The organism is Mesorhizobium sp. NZP2298, assembly GCF_013170825.1.
In the GTDB taxonomy this organism is placed as follows: domain Bacteria; phylum Pseudomonadota; class Alphaproteobacteria; order Rhizobiales; family Rhizobiaceae; genus Mesorhizobium.
Genome location: NZ_CP033365.1, coordinates 4420492 through 4440658, shown reverse-complemented (window position 1 = coordinate 4440658; position 20167 = coordinate 4420492). Strand labels below are relative to the sequence as shown.

The following is a 20167-nucleotide window of genomic DNA, read 5'->3' as shown; positions in this document are numbered from 1 at the left end:
CCGGCGTGAGCAATCACGCCGGGCTTTTCATGTCAGTGACCGAAAGAAGCGGATCAGCTCTTTCGCTGATTTTCTTCCTCGACGGCTGCTTCGTGATACCAGCCGTCAAAATCGGCGTATGTGGTACGCAACGAGGCGAGCTCTGCCGTGAATTTCGCCTTCGCGCCTAAATTTGAGGCAGATTTACGCGCTGCCAGAGGGAACATCAGAATTTTTGCCGACGGACGGGTGGGAACGATTTCCATGGGCCGTCTCCTTTCTTCTTCAGGAGCTTGTCGATTCAGCTTTCCCAGAAGATAGGTCCTGCGATTCCTTTAGGCAATATGCCTACGAAAAGATCATTGTTTGCCCAATATTTGTGCGGTCTGCGCGTTTGATCGATCCGGACCCAGTGATGAGGCGGCTCAGCAAATTCGACGCGATATCGCGGCCATTTTGCCGCACCCGCCAATGCCGGAGTGGCACACGAATTGCATTTTACTGATCGGCAGCGCCGGCTGCCGACGGCAGACGCATGTCGATGCTGTTTGGTGTTCGGTGATCAAGCAACGAGAGGCTAGAATGACGAAATACAAGCTCGAGTACATTTGGCTCGATGGATACACCCCGGTCCCCAACCTTCGCGGCAAGACGCAGATCAAGGAATTCGCAGAATTCCCGACGCTCGAACAGTTGCCACTGTGGGGGTTCGACGGTTCCTCGACCATGCAGGCCGAGGGCCGCAGCTCCGACTGCGTGTTGAAGCCGGTGGCGCTTTACCCGGATCCTGCCCGCACCAACGGCATTCTGGTCATGTGCGAAGTCATGATGCCCGATGGCGTAACCCCGCATGAATCGAACAGCCGCGCGACCATTCTCGACGACGAGGATGCCTGGTTCGGCTTCGAGCAGGAGTATTTCTTCTACAAGGACGGCCGTCCGCTCGGCTTCCCCGAGAGCGGTTACCCGGCACCGCAGGGCCCATACTACACCGGCGTCGGCTACAAGAACGTCGGCGACGTCGCACGTAAGATCGTCGAAGAGCATCTTGACCAGTGCCTTGCGGCCGGCATCAACCATGAAGGCATCAACGCCGAGGTGGCCAAAGGCCAGTGGGAATTCCAGATTTTCGGCAAGGGCTCCAAGAAGGCCGCCGACCAGATCTGGATGGCGCGCTATCTGCTTCTGCGTCTGACCGAGACATACGGCATCGACATCGAGTTCCACTGCAAGCCGCTTGGCGACACTGACTGGAACGGCTCGGGCATGCACTGCAACTTCTCGACCAAGTTCATGCGCGAAGTCGGCGGCAAAGCCTATTTCGAGGCCCTGATGGCACAGTTCGACAAGAACCTCATGGACCACATCGCCGTCTACGGTCCGGACAACGACAAGCGCCTGACCGGCAAGCACGAAACCGCGCCGTGGAACAAGTTCAGCTACGGCGTCGCCGACCGCGGCGCTTCGATCCGCGTACCGCACTCCTTCGTCAAGAATGACTACAAGGGCTATCTGGAAGACCGCCGTCCGAACTCCCAGGGCGACCCCTACCAGATCGCCTCCCAGGTTCTGAAGACGATTTCGCAGGTTGCGACCGACGCGTCGGTTTCGGCCGCCGCCTGATTGTTTTCGCGGGCGCGGGCCATGAGATGACCCGCGCCCGCGTTTGCAGTGACAAGAGCCCCGGCAGGAAAACGCCGGGGCTTTTTTGTGCTTTTGGGGTGGAGCACCGCACGAATCCGCCACGGCGCCTTCGGGTAACCTCTCAATTCAGGGCGTCGACGGATACCCGTTTGATGCTTGTTCTGAACACAGCCTACACGGCACCGACGACCATGCCGATAAGATGCCCACCCTGCGCTACCCGGTTCCGTGGGAATCTTGGTCCTTGCCAGGGACCGTTTTGGGCGGCGCCGGCCGCGTGGAATGAATTCCCCCAAAAAAAGTCAGGTTGAAAAGGGGCGGCCAAAACCGTGGCGCCGGTCCGCCCCGGCTGACGTTTGGTCACCGTGTCCCCCGGGGCCGCAGGCGTGGAAATTGCCTGAAAAGCCCGGAAAACCGCCGGTTCGAGCGGTTTTGTGCACTCAAAGGCTCTTATATAAGTCTCTGTTAAAGCACTAGGATCGACCGTTTGCACCACCGGCTGGCAACGTTGACAGATCGCGCCGCGGCATGCGTATCGTGCCTTGGGTTACGCCAAAGCGATGCTGTTCGAACGGGGCGGGGTTTCTTGAACGACGGCATTGGCGGGGGCGCCGGACGAGCGGGCATTGCAGCCTGAGGCAGTGCGCCGCTCGCTCCTGGCGTTTTGTTGCGCTCTAGAACCATCCGCCAACGCGCCAGCCATGGCGTTGTACTGCGACTATGAAGCCGTGTGTTTCGCCGGCGGTCACAAGCGGGCAAGACCACACGATCCCAACACCCAAAAGCAATTCACTGATGTGATTGACCATACGCATCCATCAGTGAGCGTTGGGCGCAGCAAAAAGCCCTTGAAGGGAGAAATCCTTCAAGGGCTTTGCAAGCTATCCGAACGGGTTCTTAGACCGAGTAGTACATGTCGTATTCGACCGGATGCGGGGTCATTTCGAAGCGCATCACCTCGGCCATTTTCAGTTCGATGTAGCTGTCGATCTGGTCATCGTCGAAGACGCCGCCGGCCTTCAGGAAGCCGCGGTCCTTGTCGAGGCTCTGGAGCGCCTCACGCAGCGAACCGCAGACCGTCGGGATCTTCTTCAACTCCTTCGGCGGCAGGTCGTAGAGATCCTTGTCCATCGGCTGGCCAGGGTGGATCTTGTTCTTGATGCCGTCGAGGCCGGCCATCAGCATGGCCGCGAAGGCGAGGTAGGGGTTCGCGCCCGGATCAGGGAAACGGACCTCGACGCGCTTCGACTTCGGCGACGAACCGAACGGGATGCGGCAGGAGGCCGAGCGGTTGCGCGCCGAATAGGCGAGCAGAACCGGCGCCTCGTAGCCGGGCACCAGGCGCTTGTAGGAATTGGTCAGCGGGTTGGTGAAGGCATTGATCGCCTTGGCATGCTTGATGATGCCGCCGATGTAGAACAGGCAGGCTTCGGAGAGGCCTGCATACTCATTGCCGGCGAAGGTCGGCTTGCCGCCCTTCCAGATCGACTGGTGAACGTGCATGCCCGAGCCGTTGTCGCCGAAGATCGGCTTCGGCATGAAGGTGGCCGTCTTGCCGTAGGCATTGGCGACCTGGTGCACGACGTACTTGTAGATCAGCATCTTGTCGGCATTGCGGACCAGCGTGTCGAACTTGATGCCGAGTTCGTGCTGCGCGGCGGCGACCTCATGGTGATGCTTTTCGACGCGGACGCCCATTTCGGCGAGCACGGTCAGCATCTCGGAGCGCATGTCCTGCGCGGAATCGATCGGCGGCACCGGAAAATAGCCGCCCTTGACGCGCGGGCGGTGGCCAAGGTTGCCGGTTTCGTAATCGGTGTCGTCGTTGGACGGCAACTCGGTGGAATCGAGCCTGAAGCCGGTGTTGTAGGGATCGGCCTTGTACTTGACGTCATCGAACACGAAGAATTCGGCTTCCGGACCGACATAGATGGTGTCGCCGATGCCTTCCGACTTCATGTAGGCCTCGGCCTTCTTGGCCGTGCCGCGCGGATCGCGGTTGTAGGATTCGCCCGAGACCGGATCGAGGATGTCGCATAGGATGACCATGGTCGACTGCGCGAAGAACGGGTCCATGTGGACCGTGTCCGGATCGGGCATCAACACCATGTCGGACTCGTTGATGGCCTTCCAGCCGGCAATCGACGAGCCGTCGAACATGACACCATCGGCGAACATGTCTTCCTCGACCTCGACGACATCCATCGTCACGTGCTGCAGCTTGCCCTTCGGGTCGGTGAAGCGCAGGTCGACGAATTTCACGTCGTTGTCCTTGATCTGCTTCATGATGTCTTTGGCTGTCGTCATGTCATGTATCCCTGTGTGATGACGTTTTTTGATGGATGACGTTTCGAAGGGTGGCCGGGTCCGGTCAGACCGCGTCCATTCCGGTTTCGCCGGTGCGGATGCGCACGACTTCCTCGATGTTGGAGACGAAGATCTTGCCGTCGCCGATACGGCCTGTCTGCGCCGCCTTGCGGATGGCCTCGATGGCGCCTTCGACCGCATCGTCGCCGAGCACGACCTCGATCTTCACCTTGGGCAGGAAATCGACGACATATTCGGCGCCACGGTAGAGTTCGGTGTGGCCTTTCTGGCGTCCGAAGCCCTTTGCCTCGGTGACGGTGATGCCTTGCAGCCCGGCCTCCTGAAGCGCTTCCTTCACTTCGTCCAGCTTGAATGGCTTGATGATCGCTTCGATCTTTTTCATGTAAAAAGTGGCCTCCACTGCCAAAAAAACGGGTTGTGACCCCCCGCTTGCGCCTCCATCAAGCACGAACTGTGCCAATTCAGCGGAGCAGAAGCGGTCTCATACGATTTCAAAGCCGTACCGCCCCGGGATGCAAATTCGCGTCATTCACTGCATCGGATGCGGCACCGGCTTCTTGAGTCTCCAGAGTGCCAAGGGGTGTTGTGGCACAATAATTGAGCATATCGCCTAAATAGAAGGCATTTGCCGTCTGCAATGCCTCCCATCCGGACATCATGGCCGCGGTCGCGCCAACTCCTCTTGGTTTGCTTCGGATCGAAAACTGGACAATGCTTGATCGAATGCGGATCGGCAATCCATGAGCGATGAACTTCTTACTTCCGTCGAAATGAGCGAGGCGGACCGGCTGGTGATTGCCGCCGGTCCAGTCGCCGGCATCGGCTTGATGCGGCGCGCCGGTGAAGCGGTCGCGGCCGAGGTTTTCACCCGCTATCCCGAGGCAACCCATGTCCATGTGCTTTGCGGGCCTGGCAACAATGGCGGCGACGGCTATGTCGTCGCCCGCATCCTGGCCGACAGCGGCGTCGCCACGACGATCTGGGCGTCCGGGGCGCCGAGGCCGAAAAGCGACGCGGCGCTCGCCGCCGCGGAATGCCCGATCGCGCCTCGGCCGCTGTCCGGCTTTGAAGCCGAGCCCGGCTCGATCGTGGTCGATGCGCTTTATGGGGCAGGGCTGTCCAAGCCGCTATCGGGTGATGCCGCCAGGGCAGTCGATATCGCCACCGACCGACGTTTGCCGGTTATCGCGGTCGATCTGCCTTCGGGCGTTTCCGGCGACAGCGGCAAGGTTTTGGGCGTCGCATTTATCGCGGCCATCACCGTGACCTTTGCGCGCAAGAAACCCGGCCATCTGCTGCTGCCGGGCCGCGAGCGATGCGGTGAGATCGTGCTTGCCGATATCGGCATCGGCGACGATATCATTGCACGGCTCCGGTCCCGGGCGTTCGAGAACAGGCCGGCGCGTTGGCTGCGCGATTTTCCGGTGCCGGCGGTCGACGCGCACAAATACAAACGCGGCCATGTCGGCGTCTTTTCCGGCGGTCCGAGCGCCACCGGCGCGGCGCGGCTGTCGGCGCTGGCCGCGGCCCGAAGCGGGGCAGGGGCGGTGACCGTGCTGTCGCCGGGCAACGCCATGCAGGTCAATGCCGCCCATCTGACCTCGATCATGCTGCGCAAGACCGATGACGTCCCGGACATCGAGGAATTTGCCGGCGAACGCCGGCCTTCGGCGTTCGTGCTTGGGCCCGGCTTTGGCGTCGGCGAAAAAACGCGGACTTTCGGGCTCGCGCTCCTGGCCGCTGGCCAGCCACGGAATGCTTCCGCACAGGTCGACGGCCTTGTGTTCGATGCCGACGCGATCACCTCGTTTCGTGAGGCGCAGGACGTCTTGTTCGAATCGGCGCGCAGGCCGAATGCGCCGGCCCTGGTGATGACACCACACGAAGGGGAGTTTGCCAGGCTGTTTCCCGACATAGCCGGTGATGACGCCCTGTCCAAGCTGGACAAGGCGCGTGCGGCGGCCGCACGTGCCAATGCCATCATCGTCTACAAGGGCGCCGACACGGTGATCGCCGCGCCCGATGGCCGGGCGGCAATCAATTCCAACGGCGCGGCCTGGCTTGCCACCGCCGGGTCGGGCGACGTGCTGTCGGGCATATCAGCCGGCCTGATGGCGCAAGCCATGCCGGCGTTCGAAGCAGCCTGCGCGGCCGTCTGGATCCATGCCGAGGCCGGCAGCCGGTTTGGACCGGGGCTGATTGCCGAGGATCTGCCGCTGGCGCTGGTGCCGGTTTTGCGCGAACTGGTCGAGGCATGGCGCAAGGTGCCTAACGGATGAAGCGTTTCGCGCTCACCGTTGCCGCCTTCATCGCGCTGCTCACCTCGCATGGCGTGCGCGCCCAGCAGCCGGTGACCATCGTCGATGATCCGGCGGTTCTCACCACCCTCGATGCCAAGGGCTTTGGCTTCGCCGGCATTTTCGCCGTCGATGGCGCGGACGACCTGAAGGCGCTCTATGACGAAGCACCCGCCTATCACGCGATCGTTGATGCGGTGGCATCAGACATTGCCACACTTCGGGCCGAGATGAAGGCCGGCGGGCGCACGCTTTACGAGGTAACCGATGGCAATGTCGGTCGCGTCATGGACATGCGCTGGCTGAAGACGGAGGCGGCACGCTTCCGTCTGGTCGGCGTCGTCAACCGGCTTGACCGGCGCGATTTCGCTGCCTTGGAAGGCGAAAGGAGCTGTGGCGAGGTGCGTTTCATCTATCGCCTCGCCTACAGCTTCAAGAAGGACGGCAAGGTCCTGGCCTCGCGGCTGCCGTTCAATTTCAACGCGGTCTACAGTGCGGCACCGGATGCCGATGGCGGCTGTGTTGGCGTTGCCGGACGCTGGACGCCGCAACTGGATGAGAGCATCGACGCTGGCTGGCTGAGCGGCGGGCCGCTGGAGCGGGCCGGGCTCACTTTCAAGCAGCTCGAACTGAATGCGCAGGTCGTGCGCTTTCCCTCCGGCCAGGAGACCGAATTCGGCGGGCAGGCCGCCTATCTCATGCGGATATTCGGCATCGATGGCGCCACCGTCAGCGAGAGGCCGCTGGAAAATACACCTGATACCGCGCGGCTCTCGCAAGATGCGGCGCTGAAGAAAGAGCTTGCCGATTATGTCAGCGCCAATATCGCGGCGGTCGATCTCGGCGTCTACCAAATCCCGGACGAATTCCTGGCGAAAAAGGTCATCTCGTGGTCGACCTTCGGCAGCGCGCGGCAGGCCAACCATCCGTTTACGCAAATATTCCAGCCCCAGGAATTCGTATCGCTCGATTATTCCTCGATGAAGCTGGTGCGCACGCCGGAGGCGCTGGTCGAGCGGCTGGACAACGGCGCCTGCCAAGGCTGTCACCAGGCGGGTTCCACGGCCGGCTTTCACTTGATCGGCCTCGACGACAAGACGACGTCGCCGCTCAACCGCATCGAGGTCGGCATCTCGCCGCATCTCCATGCCGAGATTCCCCGGCGCCAGGCCTGGCTGCACGCAACGCAGGAAGGCAAGGAACCGAACCGTTATCGGCCGCTGTCCTTCGCGCCGCCGGCCACCTGGGCTGATACCGGCGACGTCGACTACGCGCCGGCCGAAATGGCGATGCCGTGCCTGATGCCGGACGATGCCAAGCGTTTCGGCGCGACCTGGCAATGCGGCGGTGGCACGGTCTGCACGCCGCTGGTGACCGCGTCTGGCGTGCGTGCCACTCTGGCGCAGTGTCTGCTGCCCAAGGACAGCCCAAGAATGTTCTCCGGCCATCCCTGCCTGACCGGGTCGATCGCCAGCAACCAGTCGCAGCCTTTCAACGACCGCTACACGATATCAGGCCAATTCGCCGCCTTCGCACCGGGGATCTCGCGCACCGCCTATACCTGCCGTCCGCCGAAGATCGGCGTGCCGGCCGGAATCGCCTATCGCGCCTGTGACGACAGGGACCGCGGCTTCGCCGCCTTCAAAAGGGGCAATCCGATGCCGAATGAAATCTGCGGGCTGGTCGGCGGAAAAAAATTCGACACTTGCGTGGCGACCAACAATTTCGACCAGTGCCTCGGCGGTGCGGTCAATCGCGGCAACCGGCCGGCGTGTTCGGCCGATCATTTCTGCCGCGAGGATTATATGTGCCAGTCGCTACCGCCGGACACGCCGGGGGCGGCCAAAGTGAAAGGCATCGGCTTCTGCTCGCCGACCTATTTCATCTTCCAGATGCGCATCGACAACCACGCAACGCCATGGGCAAGCGCCACCAGCGCCACGATGGACGCGGGGTTCGGCGCGGCGGCGGAGGAGTGAGTGTTCGACAGCTACCTCTGCCGCTTCACAGCGGGATGTTGTCGTGCTTCTTCCAGGGGTTCTGCATGTCCTTGTTGCGCAGCATCCTGAGCGCGCGCGCGATACGGCGGCGGGTCGAGTGCGGCATGATCACCTCGTCGACATAACCGCGCTCGGCGGCGACGAAGGGCGACAGGAAGCGATCCTCATAAGTCTTTGTATGGGCTGCGATCTTTTCGGCGTCGCCAATGTCCTTGCGGTAGATGATTTCCACCGCGCCCCTGGCGCCCATGACAGCGATCTGCGCCGTCGGCCAGGCATAGTTCATGTCGCCGCGCAGATGTTTTGAGGCCATCACGTCGTAGGCGCCGCCATAGGCCTTTCGGGTGATGACGGTGATCTTCGGCACGGTCGCTTCGGCATAGGCAAAGAGCAGCTTGGCACCATGCTTGATCAGCCCGCCATATTCCTGCGCGGTGCCGGGCAGGAATCCGGGGACATCGACGAAAGTGACGATCGGGATGGAAAAACAGTCGCAGAAGCGCACGAATCGCGCTGCCTTGCGGCTGGCGTCGGAATCGAGCACGCCGGCCAGCACCATCGGCTGGTTGGCGACGAATCCGACCGTGCGGCCTTCGACCCGGCCGAAACCGGTGACGATGTTCTTGGCGAAATTCTGCTGGATCTCGAAGAAGTCGCCCTCGTCGGCGACCTTCAGGATCAGTTCCTTGATATCGTAGGGCTTGTTGGCGTTGTCGGGGATCAGCCGGTCAAGCGACAGGTCATGGTCGGTCACCGACTGGTAGCATTCGATCTCGGGAATCTCTGATGTGTTCGAAGCAGGCAAAAGATCGACCAGCCGGCGCATCTGCAGCAGTGCCTCGACGTCATTGTCATAGGCGCCGTCGGCGATTGAGGATTTCGTCGTGTGGACCGAGGCGCCGCCGAGGCTTTCCGCCGTCACCGTCTCGTTGGTGACGGTCTTGACCACATCCGGGCCGGTGACGAACATGTAGGAGGTGTCGCGCACCATGAAGATGAAGTCGGTCATGGCGGGCGAATAAACGTCGCCGCCGGCGCATGGGCCCATGATCACGGAAATCTGGGGAATGACCCCGGAGGCCAGCACATTGCGCTGAAAAATCTCGGCATAGCCGCCGAGCGCCGCCACGCCTTCCTGGATGCGGGCGCCGCCGGCATCGTAGAGCCCGATGATCGGCGCGCGGTTGCGCAGCGCCATCTCCTGCACCTTGATGACCTTCTCGGCATGGGCTTCCGACAGCGAGCCGCCGAACACGGTGAAATCCTTGGCGAAGAGATAGACCGGGCGGCCGTTGACCGTGCCCCAGCCGGTGACGACGCCGTCGCCGGCGATCTTGGTCTTCTCCATGCCGAAATCGGTCGAGCGATGCTCGACATACATGTCGAACTCCTCGAACGAACCCTCGTCGAGAAACACCTCGATGCGTTCGCGCGCGGTCAGCTTGCCCTTCCTGTGCTGGGCGTCGATCCGGGCCTGGCCACCGCCCATGCGGGCGATCTCGCGCCGACGCTCGAGTTCCTTCAGCACATCCTTCATCACCTGGTCCCCAGAAACGGAAAGCTACCTTTGTGGTAATGATGCCCGCCGGGGAGCGCAAGCGTCGGCTTTGGCTGGTTTTTGCTGCGCTGCAACATGGTGCCCCTTGCATTCCGGGGCGAACTCAGCCATATGCAGCCTATAGGCGCTTGGGCCGGGAGATTCCGGCCTTCTCGACAAATGAGACTGGTTGCGTCTGTTTTCCCTCTTTCCGGTATATCGGCCCTCTTTCCGGTACATCATAAAGTGGCGAAAAAGCCCCGTGGCATGATGCCTGCGGGCACGACAGCGCAGCCGAGTGGACGCACACGTCCGCCCGCCTTGTCGTTTCATATCAAATTTTTCGACGGCAGGTTGCGCCCTGCCGCCATTGATGTTTGCGGCCAAGAGGCCGCTTGAAAGAAGATTATTTTGACCAACGAAAACACATTGCCCGGCAACGACACCGCGGAACTCTCCGGTTTCGCGGCGCTGGGAATTACCGGTGCGCTGCTCAAGGCCACCCACAATGCCGGCTTCACCGAACCGAAGCCGATCCAGATGCAGGCCATCCCGCCGCAGATGGAAGGCCGTGACATTTTCGGCATCGCGCAGACGGGCTCCGGCAAGACCGCGGCCTTTGCGCTGCCGATCCTGTCGAAGATCATCGCGCTCGGCACCAAGCGGCGCGCCAAGACGACTCGCGCGCTCATCCTGGCGCCGACCCGCGAACTCGCGGTACAGATCGAGGACACCATCAAGATCCTCGCCAAGGGCGCTCATGTCTCCACGGCACTGGTGCTGGGCGGCGTTTCCCGCTTCAGCCAGGTGAAGAAGGTCGCTCCCGGCGTCGACATCCTGATTGCCACGCCCGGCCGGCTGACCGACCTGGTGCGCGAGGGTGACCTCATCCTCTCCGACACCAAATGGCTGGTGCTGGACGAGGGCGACCGCATGCTCGACATGGGCTTCATCAACGACGTCAAGCGCATCGCCAAGGCGACCGCGCCTGACCGCCAGACGGCGCTGTTCTCGGCCACCATGCCGGACGAGATCGCCGAACTGGCCAAGGGCCTGTTGAAGAACCCGGTTCGCATCGAAGTCTCGCCGCAAAGCACGGCGGCAGCCGAGATCGTGCAGGGCGTCGTCTTCGCCCGCACCAAGCAGAAGCGCCAGGTTCTGTCGACCATGCTCGCCGACGAGGCGATGAAGTCCGTCATCATCTTTTCGCGCACCAAGCATGGCGCCGACCGGGTGACCAAGGACCTCGAGCGCGATGGCTTCAAGGCCGCCGTCATCCATGGCAACAAGTCGCAGAATGCCCGTCAGAAGGCGCTGAACGATTTTCGTGACGGATCGGTGCGCATTCTGGTCGCGACCGACATCGCCGCGCGCGGCATCGACGTGCCCGGCATCAGCCATGTCGTGAATTTCGACCTGCCCGACGAGGCCGAAAGCTACGTCCACCGCATCGGCCGTACCGGCCGCAACGGCATGGACGGCATCGCGATCACGCTTTGCGATCCTTCGGAAAACAGCAAGTTGCGCCAGGTCGAGCGCATCATCCGCACCAAGCTGCCGATCGTTGCCGACCATCTCGGCAGCCCCGATCCGCAGCGCAATCCGGCGGAAAAGAACGAGCGCTTCGAGCCCGCCAATGATCGCAACGACCGCAATGGCCGTCGCGACGGCCGGCGTCCAGGCGGCGAGAACAAGGGCAACGGCTTCGGCAAGAAGCGCTTCGGCGACAAGCCGGCGTTTGCCGGCGAGCGCAAGCCGGAAGGCGCGAAACCCTTCAAGGGCAACAACAAGCGCCGCTTCGGCGGCAAGCGGCCGGCAGCGCGGGCTGCCTGACGCTTCGCGGTAGTCGGCCAAACCTTGATGGTTGGGTGATTGCCTGACTGATAAATATGAGGGCGGTTGAAGCGATGCTTCGGTCGCCCTCTTTATTTTCTGAACCTTACTTCGCCACCGCCTCGACCCAGACGGTAATCCGTTGCGCCAGGAAAGCCGTGGTCGATGGTGACAGCGCGTCGCCGGCGATGACATGGTTGTCCGGGTCGCCGGTGTCGTCGACCGGTACCAGTTCGTGCGGCGCGCCCCAGCGGCCGGCGATTTCGCGGGTGCGGTCAGGCCGCACCACCCTGTCAGAGTCTGAGAAGATGAACAGGGCAGGGATATCAGCTTTCTCCACGGGCGCTCCATAGGCGAGTTCAGTCAGTGCCTGCATCGGCAGCGTCGCGGCAACCGGATATTTGGTGGTCCAGAATTTTTCGTGCAGCGCGTTGCGCGGCACGAAACTGCGTTCCTTGCCCATGACGAGTTCGGCGATCTGCTTGCCCCACGGCATGGTCAGGATCTCGGCACCTGACGCCTTCACGCCGAAATTGGGCGAGATGAATGCAATGGCCGCCACGCCATCCGATGCGCCGGGCTGTGTTGCCGCCCACGCCGCCAGCGAGCCGCCGGTCGAGGTCGAGATGACGATCACCTTGTCGCCTATCGCCCGACCGATGGCGAGCGCCTCCTCATAGTCGTTGATCCAGGCATTGACGCTGCCCTGCGTCATCGCCGCGCCGTCTTGCCCGTGACCGGTAAGGCGTGTGTAGAAGAGGTTGGCGTCGAGCTGGTCGGCCACCTCGTCGGGCAGGGGGCGGACTTCGCCTTTGGAAGCGGAAAAACCGTGGATATAGACGATCGACAGCGGCGTCTTGGCATGCACCATCGGGTTGGCCCAGACGATCTCCTTCTCCAGCCCGTCGCGGATACCGGGCACGGCGGCTTCCACCTTCGCCACATAGGCCTGCGGATCGTCGCCGATGGCGGAAGGATCGAAGCGTATCGTGGTGTCGACGGGAACGCGTGGACCGAGGACGATGGCCAGTGCAAGGACGGCGATCAGGCCCAGCACAGCAAGCACGATCCGTCGCCCCATTGCAGACTCCACGCAACAACAACAAGCCTATGGCGGTGGCCATGAACAGGCAACGGCCGCCCAGGCAGCCAAACCACCAATCCTGTGGGCATCCTATTCGCTTGGCGGTTTGCGGTCGTAATTAAGCGGCCGTGCCTTCCAACTGGTCATCAGGCTGATCACCCATCGGCAAACGGGTCGGGGCAAGAGGGCGAGAAATTTCAGCGGCCAGCTCGTCCGGTACGGAAAGGTGACTTCAAAACCACCGGATTTGATCGCCTTCACCATGCGGCGCGTTGCTCGGCTGACCGGCATCAGGCCCGGCATTGGCAGCATGTTCTTTTCAGTCAGCGGCGTGTCGACAAAACCGGGGTTTATCACCTGGACGCGGATGTTCATCTTGTCGAAATCGTACTTCAGCGACTCTGCCAGAATGTTGATCGCCGCCTTGGTGCCGCCATAGGCGGCGGTGGTCGGCCAGCCGAAATAGGCGGTGACCGATCCGACCAGCACGACATGGCCGCGTGATCGCACGCGCATATGCTCCACGACCGGCACCAGCCCGTTGATGATGCCGAAATAATTGACCTCGAAGGACTTGCGAAAGTCCTTGACGACGAGAGCCTCTCCGGGCGTCGAGATGTAGTTTCCGGCATTGAAGACCGCGAGCACGATCGGACCGAGCTCCTTCTCGATCGCCGCGACCGTTCTTGCCATGCGCGGTTCGTCGGTCACGTCGCAGGGAAAAGCGGTGACACTGCCCGGCATCTGCGCGGTCTCGACAATGAGCGTGTCGATAGGATCGTCGTCCAGCGCGGTTACCGCCACCGCGTAGCCTTGGGACGCCAGATCCCTGGCCAGCGAGCGGCCAATGCCGCTGCTGCCGCCTGTGACCCAGGCGACGCCGTGTTTCGGATCGGCCCGATAGAGTGTCATGCTGCGCCCTGCCGAGTTTGTTGGTGCCTTGCTCTAGCGGTCAGGAAATCGAATGAAAAGAGCGCTTTTCGACCACAAGTGCAAAATGAACTGTGCGATACCAAGCTCGGCCTCGGGAACGCCAATGCAACGCAATGCTGGAAATGCGACTGGACCAGGCGAATTCTTGCCTTGAAACCGCGGCGTCGGGTTTCTAGGGTTTCGGCGCACGCACACAAGGAATCCTGAATGCCCCGTTCTGTGATCGACGCGATCGGCAACACGCCTCTGATCCGCCTCAACAAGGCTTCCGAAGAAACCGGCTGCGAGATCCTGGGTAAGGCCGAGTTCATGAATCCGGGGCAATCGGTCAAGGATCGCGCCGGCCTGTTCATCATCCGTGACGCCGAACAGCGCGGCCTGTTGAAGCCGGGTGGTGTCATCGTCGAGGGCACGGCCGGCAACACGGGCATCGGCCTGACACTGGTCGCCAAGGCGCTGGGTTATCGCACCGTCATCGTCATCCCGGATACGCAGAGCCAGGAAAAGAAGGATACGATCCGGTTGCTCGGCGCCGAGCTGATCGAGGTGCCGGCCGTGCCCTACAAGAACCCCAACAACTACGTGAAACTGTCGGGACGTCTGGCCGAGCAGATGGCCAGGAGCGAGCCGAACGGCGCCATATGGGCCAACCAGTTCGATAATGTCGCCAACCGCGACGGCCATATCCGCACCACGGCGGAGGAAATCTGGAGCCAGACCGGCGGCAAGGTCGATGGTTTCGTCTCGGCGGTGGGGTCCGGCGGCACACTTGCCGGCGTTGCTTTCGGACTGAAGGCCAAGAGCAAGGATGTGAAGATCGCGCTCGCTGATCCACTGGGCGCCGCGCTCTACAGTTTCTACACCAGCGGCGAATTGAAGTCGGAGGGCAGCTCGATCACCGAGGGCATCGGGCAGGGGCGCATCACCGCCAATCTCGAAGGGTTCACGCCGGACTTCTCCTTCCAGATCAAGGATGAGGACGCACTGCCGATCGTTTTCGATCTCATTCAGGAAGAGGGTCTTTGCGTCGGCGGCTCGACCGGCATCAACATCGCCGGCGCGATCCGGCTGGCCAGGGAATTGGGCCCCGGTCATACCATCGTGACCATTCTTTGCGACTACGGCACGCGCTATCAGTCGAAGCTGTTCAACCCGGAATTCCTGCGCGAGAAGAATCTTCCCGTGCCGGGCTGGATGGAACTGCGGAGCAAGATTTCGGTGCCATTCGAAAAGGTCTCGTGATGGCGTACAAAACCGAAGCGCTGTTTCGCGACGATGCCTACCTGCGCACGGCGGATGCGACGGTTGTTGCCATCAATGATCGTGGCGGCATCATTCTCGACCGGACGATCTTCTACGCCACCTCGGGTGGACAACCTGGAGACACCGGTTATCTCGAGCGCGCCGACGGCAGCCACATCGCCATCGCTGCCACCATCACGGGTGAGACCAAGGACGAGATCATCCATGTGCCGGCGCCCGAGCAGGCGGCCCTGGCGGCTGGCGAGAAGGTCAAACTCGCCATCGACTGGGAACGCCGGCACCTGTTGATGCGCATGCATGCGGCCTGTCACCTGCTTACAGTCGTTTGCCCGTTCCCGATCACGGGTGCCGCGGTTTCCGAGGACGACAGCCGTGTCGATTTCGACATTCCGGACGCCAGTTTCAGCAAGGAAGAGGTGACCGCGAGCCTGATGGGCCTGGTGCGGGCCGATCATCCGATTTTCACCAGGCTGATCAGCGACGAGGAACTCGCCGCGAACCCCGGCCTGGTGAAGTCAAAGAACGTCCGGCCGCCGGTCGGCACCGGCAAGATCCGCCTGGTCTGCATCGGCGAGAATGGCACGGTCGACAGCCAGCCCTGCGGTGGTACGCATGTGAACAGCACCGGCGAAATCGGCGAAATCCACATCGGCAAGATCGAAAAGAAAGGCCGTGAGAACAGGCGTTTCCGTATCCGCTTCGGCCCAATGCCGGCCGCCTGACACGCAACCCTTTGCCTTACCCGGGATAGAGAGAACCACAATGGCCGAAGACAGTCCTTTTATCGTCGACGCGGACTGGCTGCAGGGACGCCTGGGCGAGCCCGGCCTGACAATCGTGGACGCATCCTGGTACTTGCCGGCGCAGAAGCGCGACGCGCGTGCCGAGTATCAAGCCGCCCACATCCCCGGCGCCCGCTTCCTGGACCAGGATGCGGTTTCGGATCCTGACGCTGCCTTGCCGCATACGCTGCCGTCGCCTCGGCATTTCGCGCAATATGTCGGAGCGATGGGCGTCACGGCCGACGACACCATCGTCATCTATGACGGTCCGGGGTTCTTCTCGGCACCCCGGGCATGGTGGATGTTCCGCATCATGGGTGTTTTCCAGGTCTACATTCTCGACGGCGGCTTCGACGGTTGGAAAGCGGCCGGGCGGCCGGTCACGGCCGAGCCGACAAGGATCGCGCCGAGTGTATTCCACGCCGATTTCGACGCAGGTCGCGTCGCCAGCCTCGCCGACATGCGCCGGATCGTGGAGACCGGCGCCAGCCAGGTTGCCGATGCCCGTGGACCCGGCCGCTTCACTGGTGCGGAGCCCGAACCCCGTGCCGGCATCCGTTCAGGCCATATGCCGGGCGCGCGCAATGTGCCGTATTCCGCACTGTCGGAGAATGGTTCGCTGCTGTCGAAGGAGCGTTTGCGCAAGGTGATCGAGGATGCCGGCATTGACCTGTCGAAGCCCATCGTCACGTCTTGCGGCTCCGGTGTCACCGCGGCGGTGCTTACGCTCGCCCTGGAGACGCTTGGCCACACCGACAACAGGCTCTATGACGGCTCATGGACCGAGTGGGGCGGGCTCTCCGACACGCCTGTCGCAACAGGCCCCGCGAAGACCGGCCCCGAAAAGACCGGCAAGGAATGAACGCGATGGAAAACGGCGTGCTGCAGGACATTGAAGTCACGGTGACTTTTCTCGAAATGCATGCCCCTCCTGCCGTCTCGCCGCCAGTGCCTTACAACCGCCAGGTCGCGCTTTTGAAGACCAGGGACATTCCCCTGCATTTCTATCGCTACCTGATGGACCGGGTGGGACGCAAATGGCACTGGGTGAATGTTCTCAGACTGAATGACGATGAACTTTCAGCCGGCATCCACCGCGAGGATCGCGACATCAGGGTGCTTTATCTCGATGGCGCGCCGGCAGGTTTCTTCGACATCAAGCCGCATCTGCCGGAGGAAGTCGAACTTGCCTATTTCGGCATGATGGAACATGCCACCGGGCAGGGCCTCGGCCGCTGGTTCCTGGGTTCGGCGATTGCGGCCGCGTGGTCATATGGACCGAAACGGGTGACGGTGCAAACCTGTACGCTTGACCATCCGGCGGCACTCCCACTTTACCAGAAGCTCGGTTTCAGTCCGGTCGCGCAGAAGAAGGAGGTCGTGCACCCGCTGCCTTTCGCCGAGCGTTCGGCCAGCGTCATGCGGCCGTAACCCCAGCGGGAATCTGAACCTTTCGTTCATCGGCGCTTCAGCCTGCCTTTGGCATGTTGCCCGCATCATCAATGCGGCAGAGGCCGAAGGAGAAAAGATATGCTGACACGCCGTACACTGGCCGCCGCGCTGATCGCTGCGATTGCGATGCCGAGCCTTGCCGCTGCGCAAGCGACGACACCTTCCGCCGCGACGATCGAGCGCAAACTCGAGGCCGCGCCCCGAGTGAAGCTGCGGCCGAACGAGCGCGTCACCATTCGCGAATTCAAGCGCCGGCCGGATCTGCGCCGCATGGCGCGCTCGATCGACATCCAGTCGATCAATTTCGCCTTCGGCTCGACCGCCATTTCCAGCTCGCAATACGACAAGATCGAGACCATCGCCAATGCGCTTCGGCGCATCCTGCGCCGCGATCCCGGTGCGCGCGTGCTGATCGAGGGGCATACCGATGCCGTCGGATCCTTTCAGTCGAACCAGATCCTCTCCGAACAGCGTGCCGCCTCGCTGAAGCGCACGCTGGTGCGCGAATTCGGCGTACCCGGCTATGCCCTGGAAACCGTCGGCTACGGCGAGGAGTTCCTGCTCGTGCCGACGCAGAACGAAAACTGGCAGAACCGCAGGGTGACGTTGCGGCGCTTCGACGATTTCATTCGCTGATTCGGGGTTTCGCTGGCTTTATCTGGCCGGCTGGTTTCATGGATCTGGCGCGATCACTGTTGCTTGGTACGAGGGATCGATCGCCGACATCGGATCGGTCCCTCGATCCTTGGCAGGAATCGGGTGGGCCGCACCGGCCAGAGCCCATAATTTCCGGTCGACGAGCCGGAGATCTCCATGATGACCATTCAGTTCAAGGCGCTACCCACCGAACATGTCAGAGCCCTGCAGCGTGGTGGACCCGATGCCTACGGCCACCCGCCAGAGCGGAACATCTCCGACGGCGATGGCATGCCTTGCCGGCACTGTCTCAAGAACATCGCAGCCGGCGACGCCTATCTTGTCCTGGCTTTCCGGCCTTTCCCGGGTCTTCAACCCTATGCCGAGACCGGTCCGATCTTCCTGCATGCCGAAGAATGCGAACGTGCGGCCGAGACCGATGCGCTACCCGAAATCCTCGAAAGCCCGGACTATATTGTGCGCGGCTATGGCGGGGACGACCGTATCGTCTACGGCAGCGGCGCTGTCACCCCGACCGGGGCGATTGCCGCAAGGGCCGAGACCTTGTTCGAGCGCGACGATATTGCCTATGTGCATGTCCGCTCGGCGCGCAACAACTGCTATCAATGCCGGATCGAACGGGCCTGAACCGCGCGGACCGCCGGCAGGAAACTCTGTCGTACTCCCGTCGCATAGATACGATAGAACCCGATTGTCGATCGATTGGCCGACCGCGGATGAACCGGCGGCAATCTCGATATCGAGGAAGCGGGGCTTTGGCTCCGCTTTTTTGTTGCCCGCGCTTTTCCCAACTGTTTGCCGCACAACAAAAAAAGCCCGTCGGCCAAACCGACGGGCTGCAACTATTGCCTGGAGGGCTTTTTAGTTGAACTTGTACTTCGCGCCGAGACGCACGGTGTGGAAAGAAGACGTGGAGGTGATGGAGTCGTCAGCCAGCCCCAACTCCGACGAGAAATCCTTCTTGGCGAACTGCGAATAGCGATATTCGACACCGACGGTGATGTTGCTGGACACGGCTGTTTCCAGGCCGCCACCAACCGAGAAACCGCTGGAGCCCCAATCGAGGATATCGCCGACCGGGTCGGAAGCATTCAGGTCGAAATGCTGCCAGCTGTAGCCAGCCAGTGCGTAGGCGAGCGTCGATTCGTTCATCTTCATGCCGACGCGGCCAAGAACATCGAAGCCGTAGTCGGTATCGACATTGATCGATCCGACGCCGAGGTCCAGCTTCGAGGTCATGCCGGAGTAGCGAGCATCCACCATGACGCCTGCGACCCAACTGCCGAAATCCTGGTCGTAACCAACGTTCAACTCTCCAAACGCGCCTTCGCCACCGAGGCCATTGAACTTGGCGCCGCCGAGCGGCGGAATTTCGATCTGGTGCACGGACGCACCCGCGCCACCCGCGCCACCGATATAGAAACCGGTCCAGTTGTAGGCGGGGGTTTCAAAAGTAGCACCGCCGCCATTCTGCGCGCCAAAACGGTAGTTGGCTGCAATCTGGAACGTATGCCGCGACGTATCGAAGTTGAGAAGGCCATCCGGCGCACCGATAAGGCCCGCCTCTGAGAGGAGATCTCCCTTGGTGCCGAAGCGCGTATAACGGTACTCAGTCTTGATCGTCCAGTTGCTGTTGATGGCCGTTTCAATGCCGCCGCCGACGAAGTAGCCGCTCTGGTCCCAATCAAAGCCGAAGCCAGCATTGGTATCGAGCTTGTACTTCTGCCAGGAATAGCCGCCGAGCACGTAGCCCAGTGTATTCGGGGTAAACAGATAGCCTACGCGCAGGCCAGCGTCGAAACCGTATGTCTCTTGGATCGAGGCGTTGAGACCGGCGGCATCGATCTTGGTTTTGATATCGCCCACGTGGACGTCCAGCAATCCACCGAGCAGAAAGCGGGGCGACACCATGTAGTCATAGCCGGCGGTCAGTTCACCGTAAACGCCTTCGCCGCCGATGCCGTTCAGCGAGATAGGAGCAAAATCACTGCCCAACTCATGAACGTTGGCTCCGGCGCCAACGCCAAAGCCGACATAAACACCGCTCCAATTGAAACCGGAGGCTTCCACTGGCTGTACGACGTCTGCCGCGTGGGCCGCGGACATCAAAGCCACGACAGAGACAGCACCGAAAAGAAAAGATTTCGCGGAAACGCGAGTAAGCATTAGCCCGTACCCCTAGTAATAAACCCAAGCTGTTCCTAACAGGGAGTCGGTCAATTTGGGTATGACAAAAATGCAACAGTCTCAGGCAACCTGCCTCCGCAGCTGACACCGACCTGACCAGCAACCAGGCTTGTCGGCCTGGATAGGCCAGTAAAAAGCCCGCCGGAGAAATCCGGCGGGCAGCAATTAGCACGTTGACTTTTTCTGGGTGT

The 20167-nt window shown here is 61.7% G+C and carries 17 protein-coding genes; 10 read left to right on the top strand and 7 right to left on the bottom strand.

The window, feature by feature from the left end; translation table 11 throughout:
- Positions 1 to 53: 53 nt before the first annotated feature.
- On the bottom strand, positions 54 to 245 hold the full coding sequence (locus tag EB231_RS21500) for a DUF2735 domain-containing protein (RefSeq protein WP_172350624.1): 192 nt from the start codon (positions 243 to 245) through the stop codon (positions 54 to 56).
- Between the two features lie 316 nt (positions 246 to 561).
- Between EB231_RS21500 and EB231_RS21495 the strand changes: the two genes are divergently transcribed.
- On the top strand, positions 562 to 1602 hold the full coding sequence (locus tag EB231_RS21495) for a glutamine synthetase beta-grasp domain-containing protein (RefSeq protein WP_065005076.1): 1041 nt from the start codon (positions 562 to 564) through the stop codon (positions 1600 to 1602).
- 918 nt (positions 1603 to 2520) lie between these two features.
- On the opposite strand, the gene glnA is transcribed toward EB231_RS21495, so the two are convergent.
- Positions 2521 to 3930 (bottom strand): type I glutamate--ammonia ligase, encoded by a 1410-nt coding sequence (gene glnA, locus EB231_RS21490; RefSeq protein ID WP_056568012.1) that lies wholly within the window; start codon positions 3928 to 3930, stop codon positions 2521 to 2523.
- A 64-nt stretch (positions 3931 to 3994) separates the two neighbouring features.
- Positions 3995 to 4333 carry a P-II family nitrogen regulator gene (locus tag EB231_RS21485; protein WP_006205430.1) on the bottom strand — a complete coding sequence of 113 codons (339 nt, stop codon included), beginning with the start codon at positions 4331 to 4333 and terminating at the stop codon, positions 3995 to 3997.
- A 358-nt stretch (positions 4334 to 4691) separates the two neighbouring features.
- Between EB231_RS21485 and EB231_RS21480 the strand changes: the two genes are divergently transcribed.
- Both EB231_RS21480 and EB231_RS21475 read left to right on the top strand, forming a co-directional pair.
- Positions 4692 to 6230 (top strand): NAD(P)H-hydrate dehydratase, encoded by a 1539-nt coding sequence (locus EB231_RS21480; protein ID WP_172350623.1) that lies wholly within the window; start codon positions 4692 to 4694, stop codon positions 6228 to 6230.
- Entirely contained in the window at positions 6227 to 8227 is a 2001-nt protein-coding gene (locus EB231_RS21475; RefSeq protein WP_172350622.1) for a hypothetical protein, read from the top strand. Before EB231_RS21480 ends, EB231_RS21475 begins: the two co-directional genes overlap by 4 nt.
- Before the next feature lie 25 nt (positions 8228 to 8252).
- Here the strand turns inward: EB231_RS21475 and EB231_RS21470 are convergent, their stop codons facing one another.
- Positions 8253 to 9785, bottom strand: a complete 1533-nt coding sequence (locus EB231_RS21470; RefSeq protein ID WP_172350621.1) for an acyl-CoA carboxylase subunit beta — start codon at positions 9783 to 9785, stop codon at positions 8253 to 8255.
- Positions 9786 to 10196: 411 nt separating this feature from the next.
- Between EB231_RS21470 and EB231_RS21465 the strand changes: the two genes are divergently transcribed.
- Positions 10197 to 11618 (top strand): DEAD/DEAH box helicase, encoded by a 1422-nt coding sequence (locus EB231_RS21465; protein ID WP_172350620.1) that lies wholly within the window; start codon positions 10197 to 10199, stop codon positions 11616 to 11618.
- A gap of 106 nt (positions 11619 to 11724) precedes the next feature.
- Here the strand turns inward: EB231_RS21465 and EB231_RS21460 are convergent, their stop codons facing one another.
- Positions 11725 to 12699 (bottom strand): alpha/beta hydrolase, encoded by a 975-nt coding sequence (locus EB231_RS21460; RefSeq protein WP_172350619.1) that lies wholly within the window; start codon positions 12697 to 12699, stop codon positions 11725 to 11727.
- A gap of 93 nt (positions 12700 to 12792) precedes the next feature.
- Positions 12793 to 13614 carry an SDR family oxidoreductase gene (locus EB231_RS21455; protein WP_172350618.1) on the bottom strand — a complete coding sequence of 274 codons (822 nt, stop codon included), beginning with the start codon at positions 13612 to 13614 and terminating at the stop codon, positions 12793 to 12795.
- 228 nt (positions 13615 to 13842) lie between these two features.
- Between EB231_RS21455 and EB231_RS21450 the strand changes: the two genes are divergently transcribed.
- The 6 genes from EB231_RS21450 (at position 13843) to EB231_RS21425 (ending at position 18416) form a co-directional block, all read left to right on the top strand.
- Positions 13843 to 14877 carry a cysteine synthase A gene (locus EB231_RS21450; RefSeq protein ID WP_172350617.1) on the top strand — a complete coding sequence of 345 codons (1035 nt, stop codon included), beginning with the start codon at positions 13843 to 13845 and terminating at the stop codon, positions 14875 to 14877.
- Positions 14877 to 15620, top strand: a complete 744-nt coding sequence (locus EB231_RS21445) for an alanyl-tRNA editing protein (RefSeq protein ID WP_172350616.1) — start codon at positions 14877 to 14879, stop codon at positions 15618 to 15620. The genes EB231_RS21450 and EB231_RS21445 overlap by 1 nt, the downstream gene beginning before the upstream one ends.
- A gap of 40 nt (positions 15621 to 15660) precedes the next feature.
- Positions 15661 to 16542 carry a 3-mercaptopyruvate sulfurtransferase gene (gene sseA, locus EB231_RS21440; RefSeq protein WP_172350615.1) on the top strand — a complete coding sequence of 294 codons (882 nt, stop codon included), beginning with the start codon at positions 15661 to 15663 and terminating at the stop codon, positions 16540 to 16542.
- 5 nt (positions 16543 to 16547) lie between these two features.
- Complete coding sequence (locus EB231_RS21435) at positions 16548 to 17111, top strand: GNAT family N-acetyltransferase (RefSeq protein WP_172352979.1); 564 nt, start codon at positions 16548 to 16550, stop codon at positions 17109 to 17111.
- 99 nt (positions 17112 to 17210) lie between these two features.
- Positions 17211 to 17768, top strand: a complete 558-nt coding sequence (locus EB231_RS21430) for an OmpA family protein (RefSeq protein WP_172350614.1) — start codon at positions 17211 to 17213, stop codon at positions 17766 to 17768.
- A gap of 180 nt (positions 17769 to 17948) precedes the next feature.
- Positions 17949 to 18416, top strand: coding sequence for a DUF1203 domain-containing protein (locus tag EB231_RS21425; protein ID WP_172352978.1), 468 nt, complete (start codon positions 17949 to 17951; stop codon positions 18414 to 18416).
- 234 nt (positions 18417 to 18650) lie between these two features.
- Here EB231_RS21425 and EB231_RS21420 read toward each other — a convergent pair whose 3' ends face one another.
- Entirely contained in the window at positions 18651 to 19955 is a 1305-nt protein-coding gene (locus EB231_RS21420) for an outer membrane protein (protein WP_172350613.1), read from the bottom strand.
- Between the last annotated feature and the right edge of the window lie 212 nt (positions 19956 to 20167).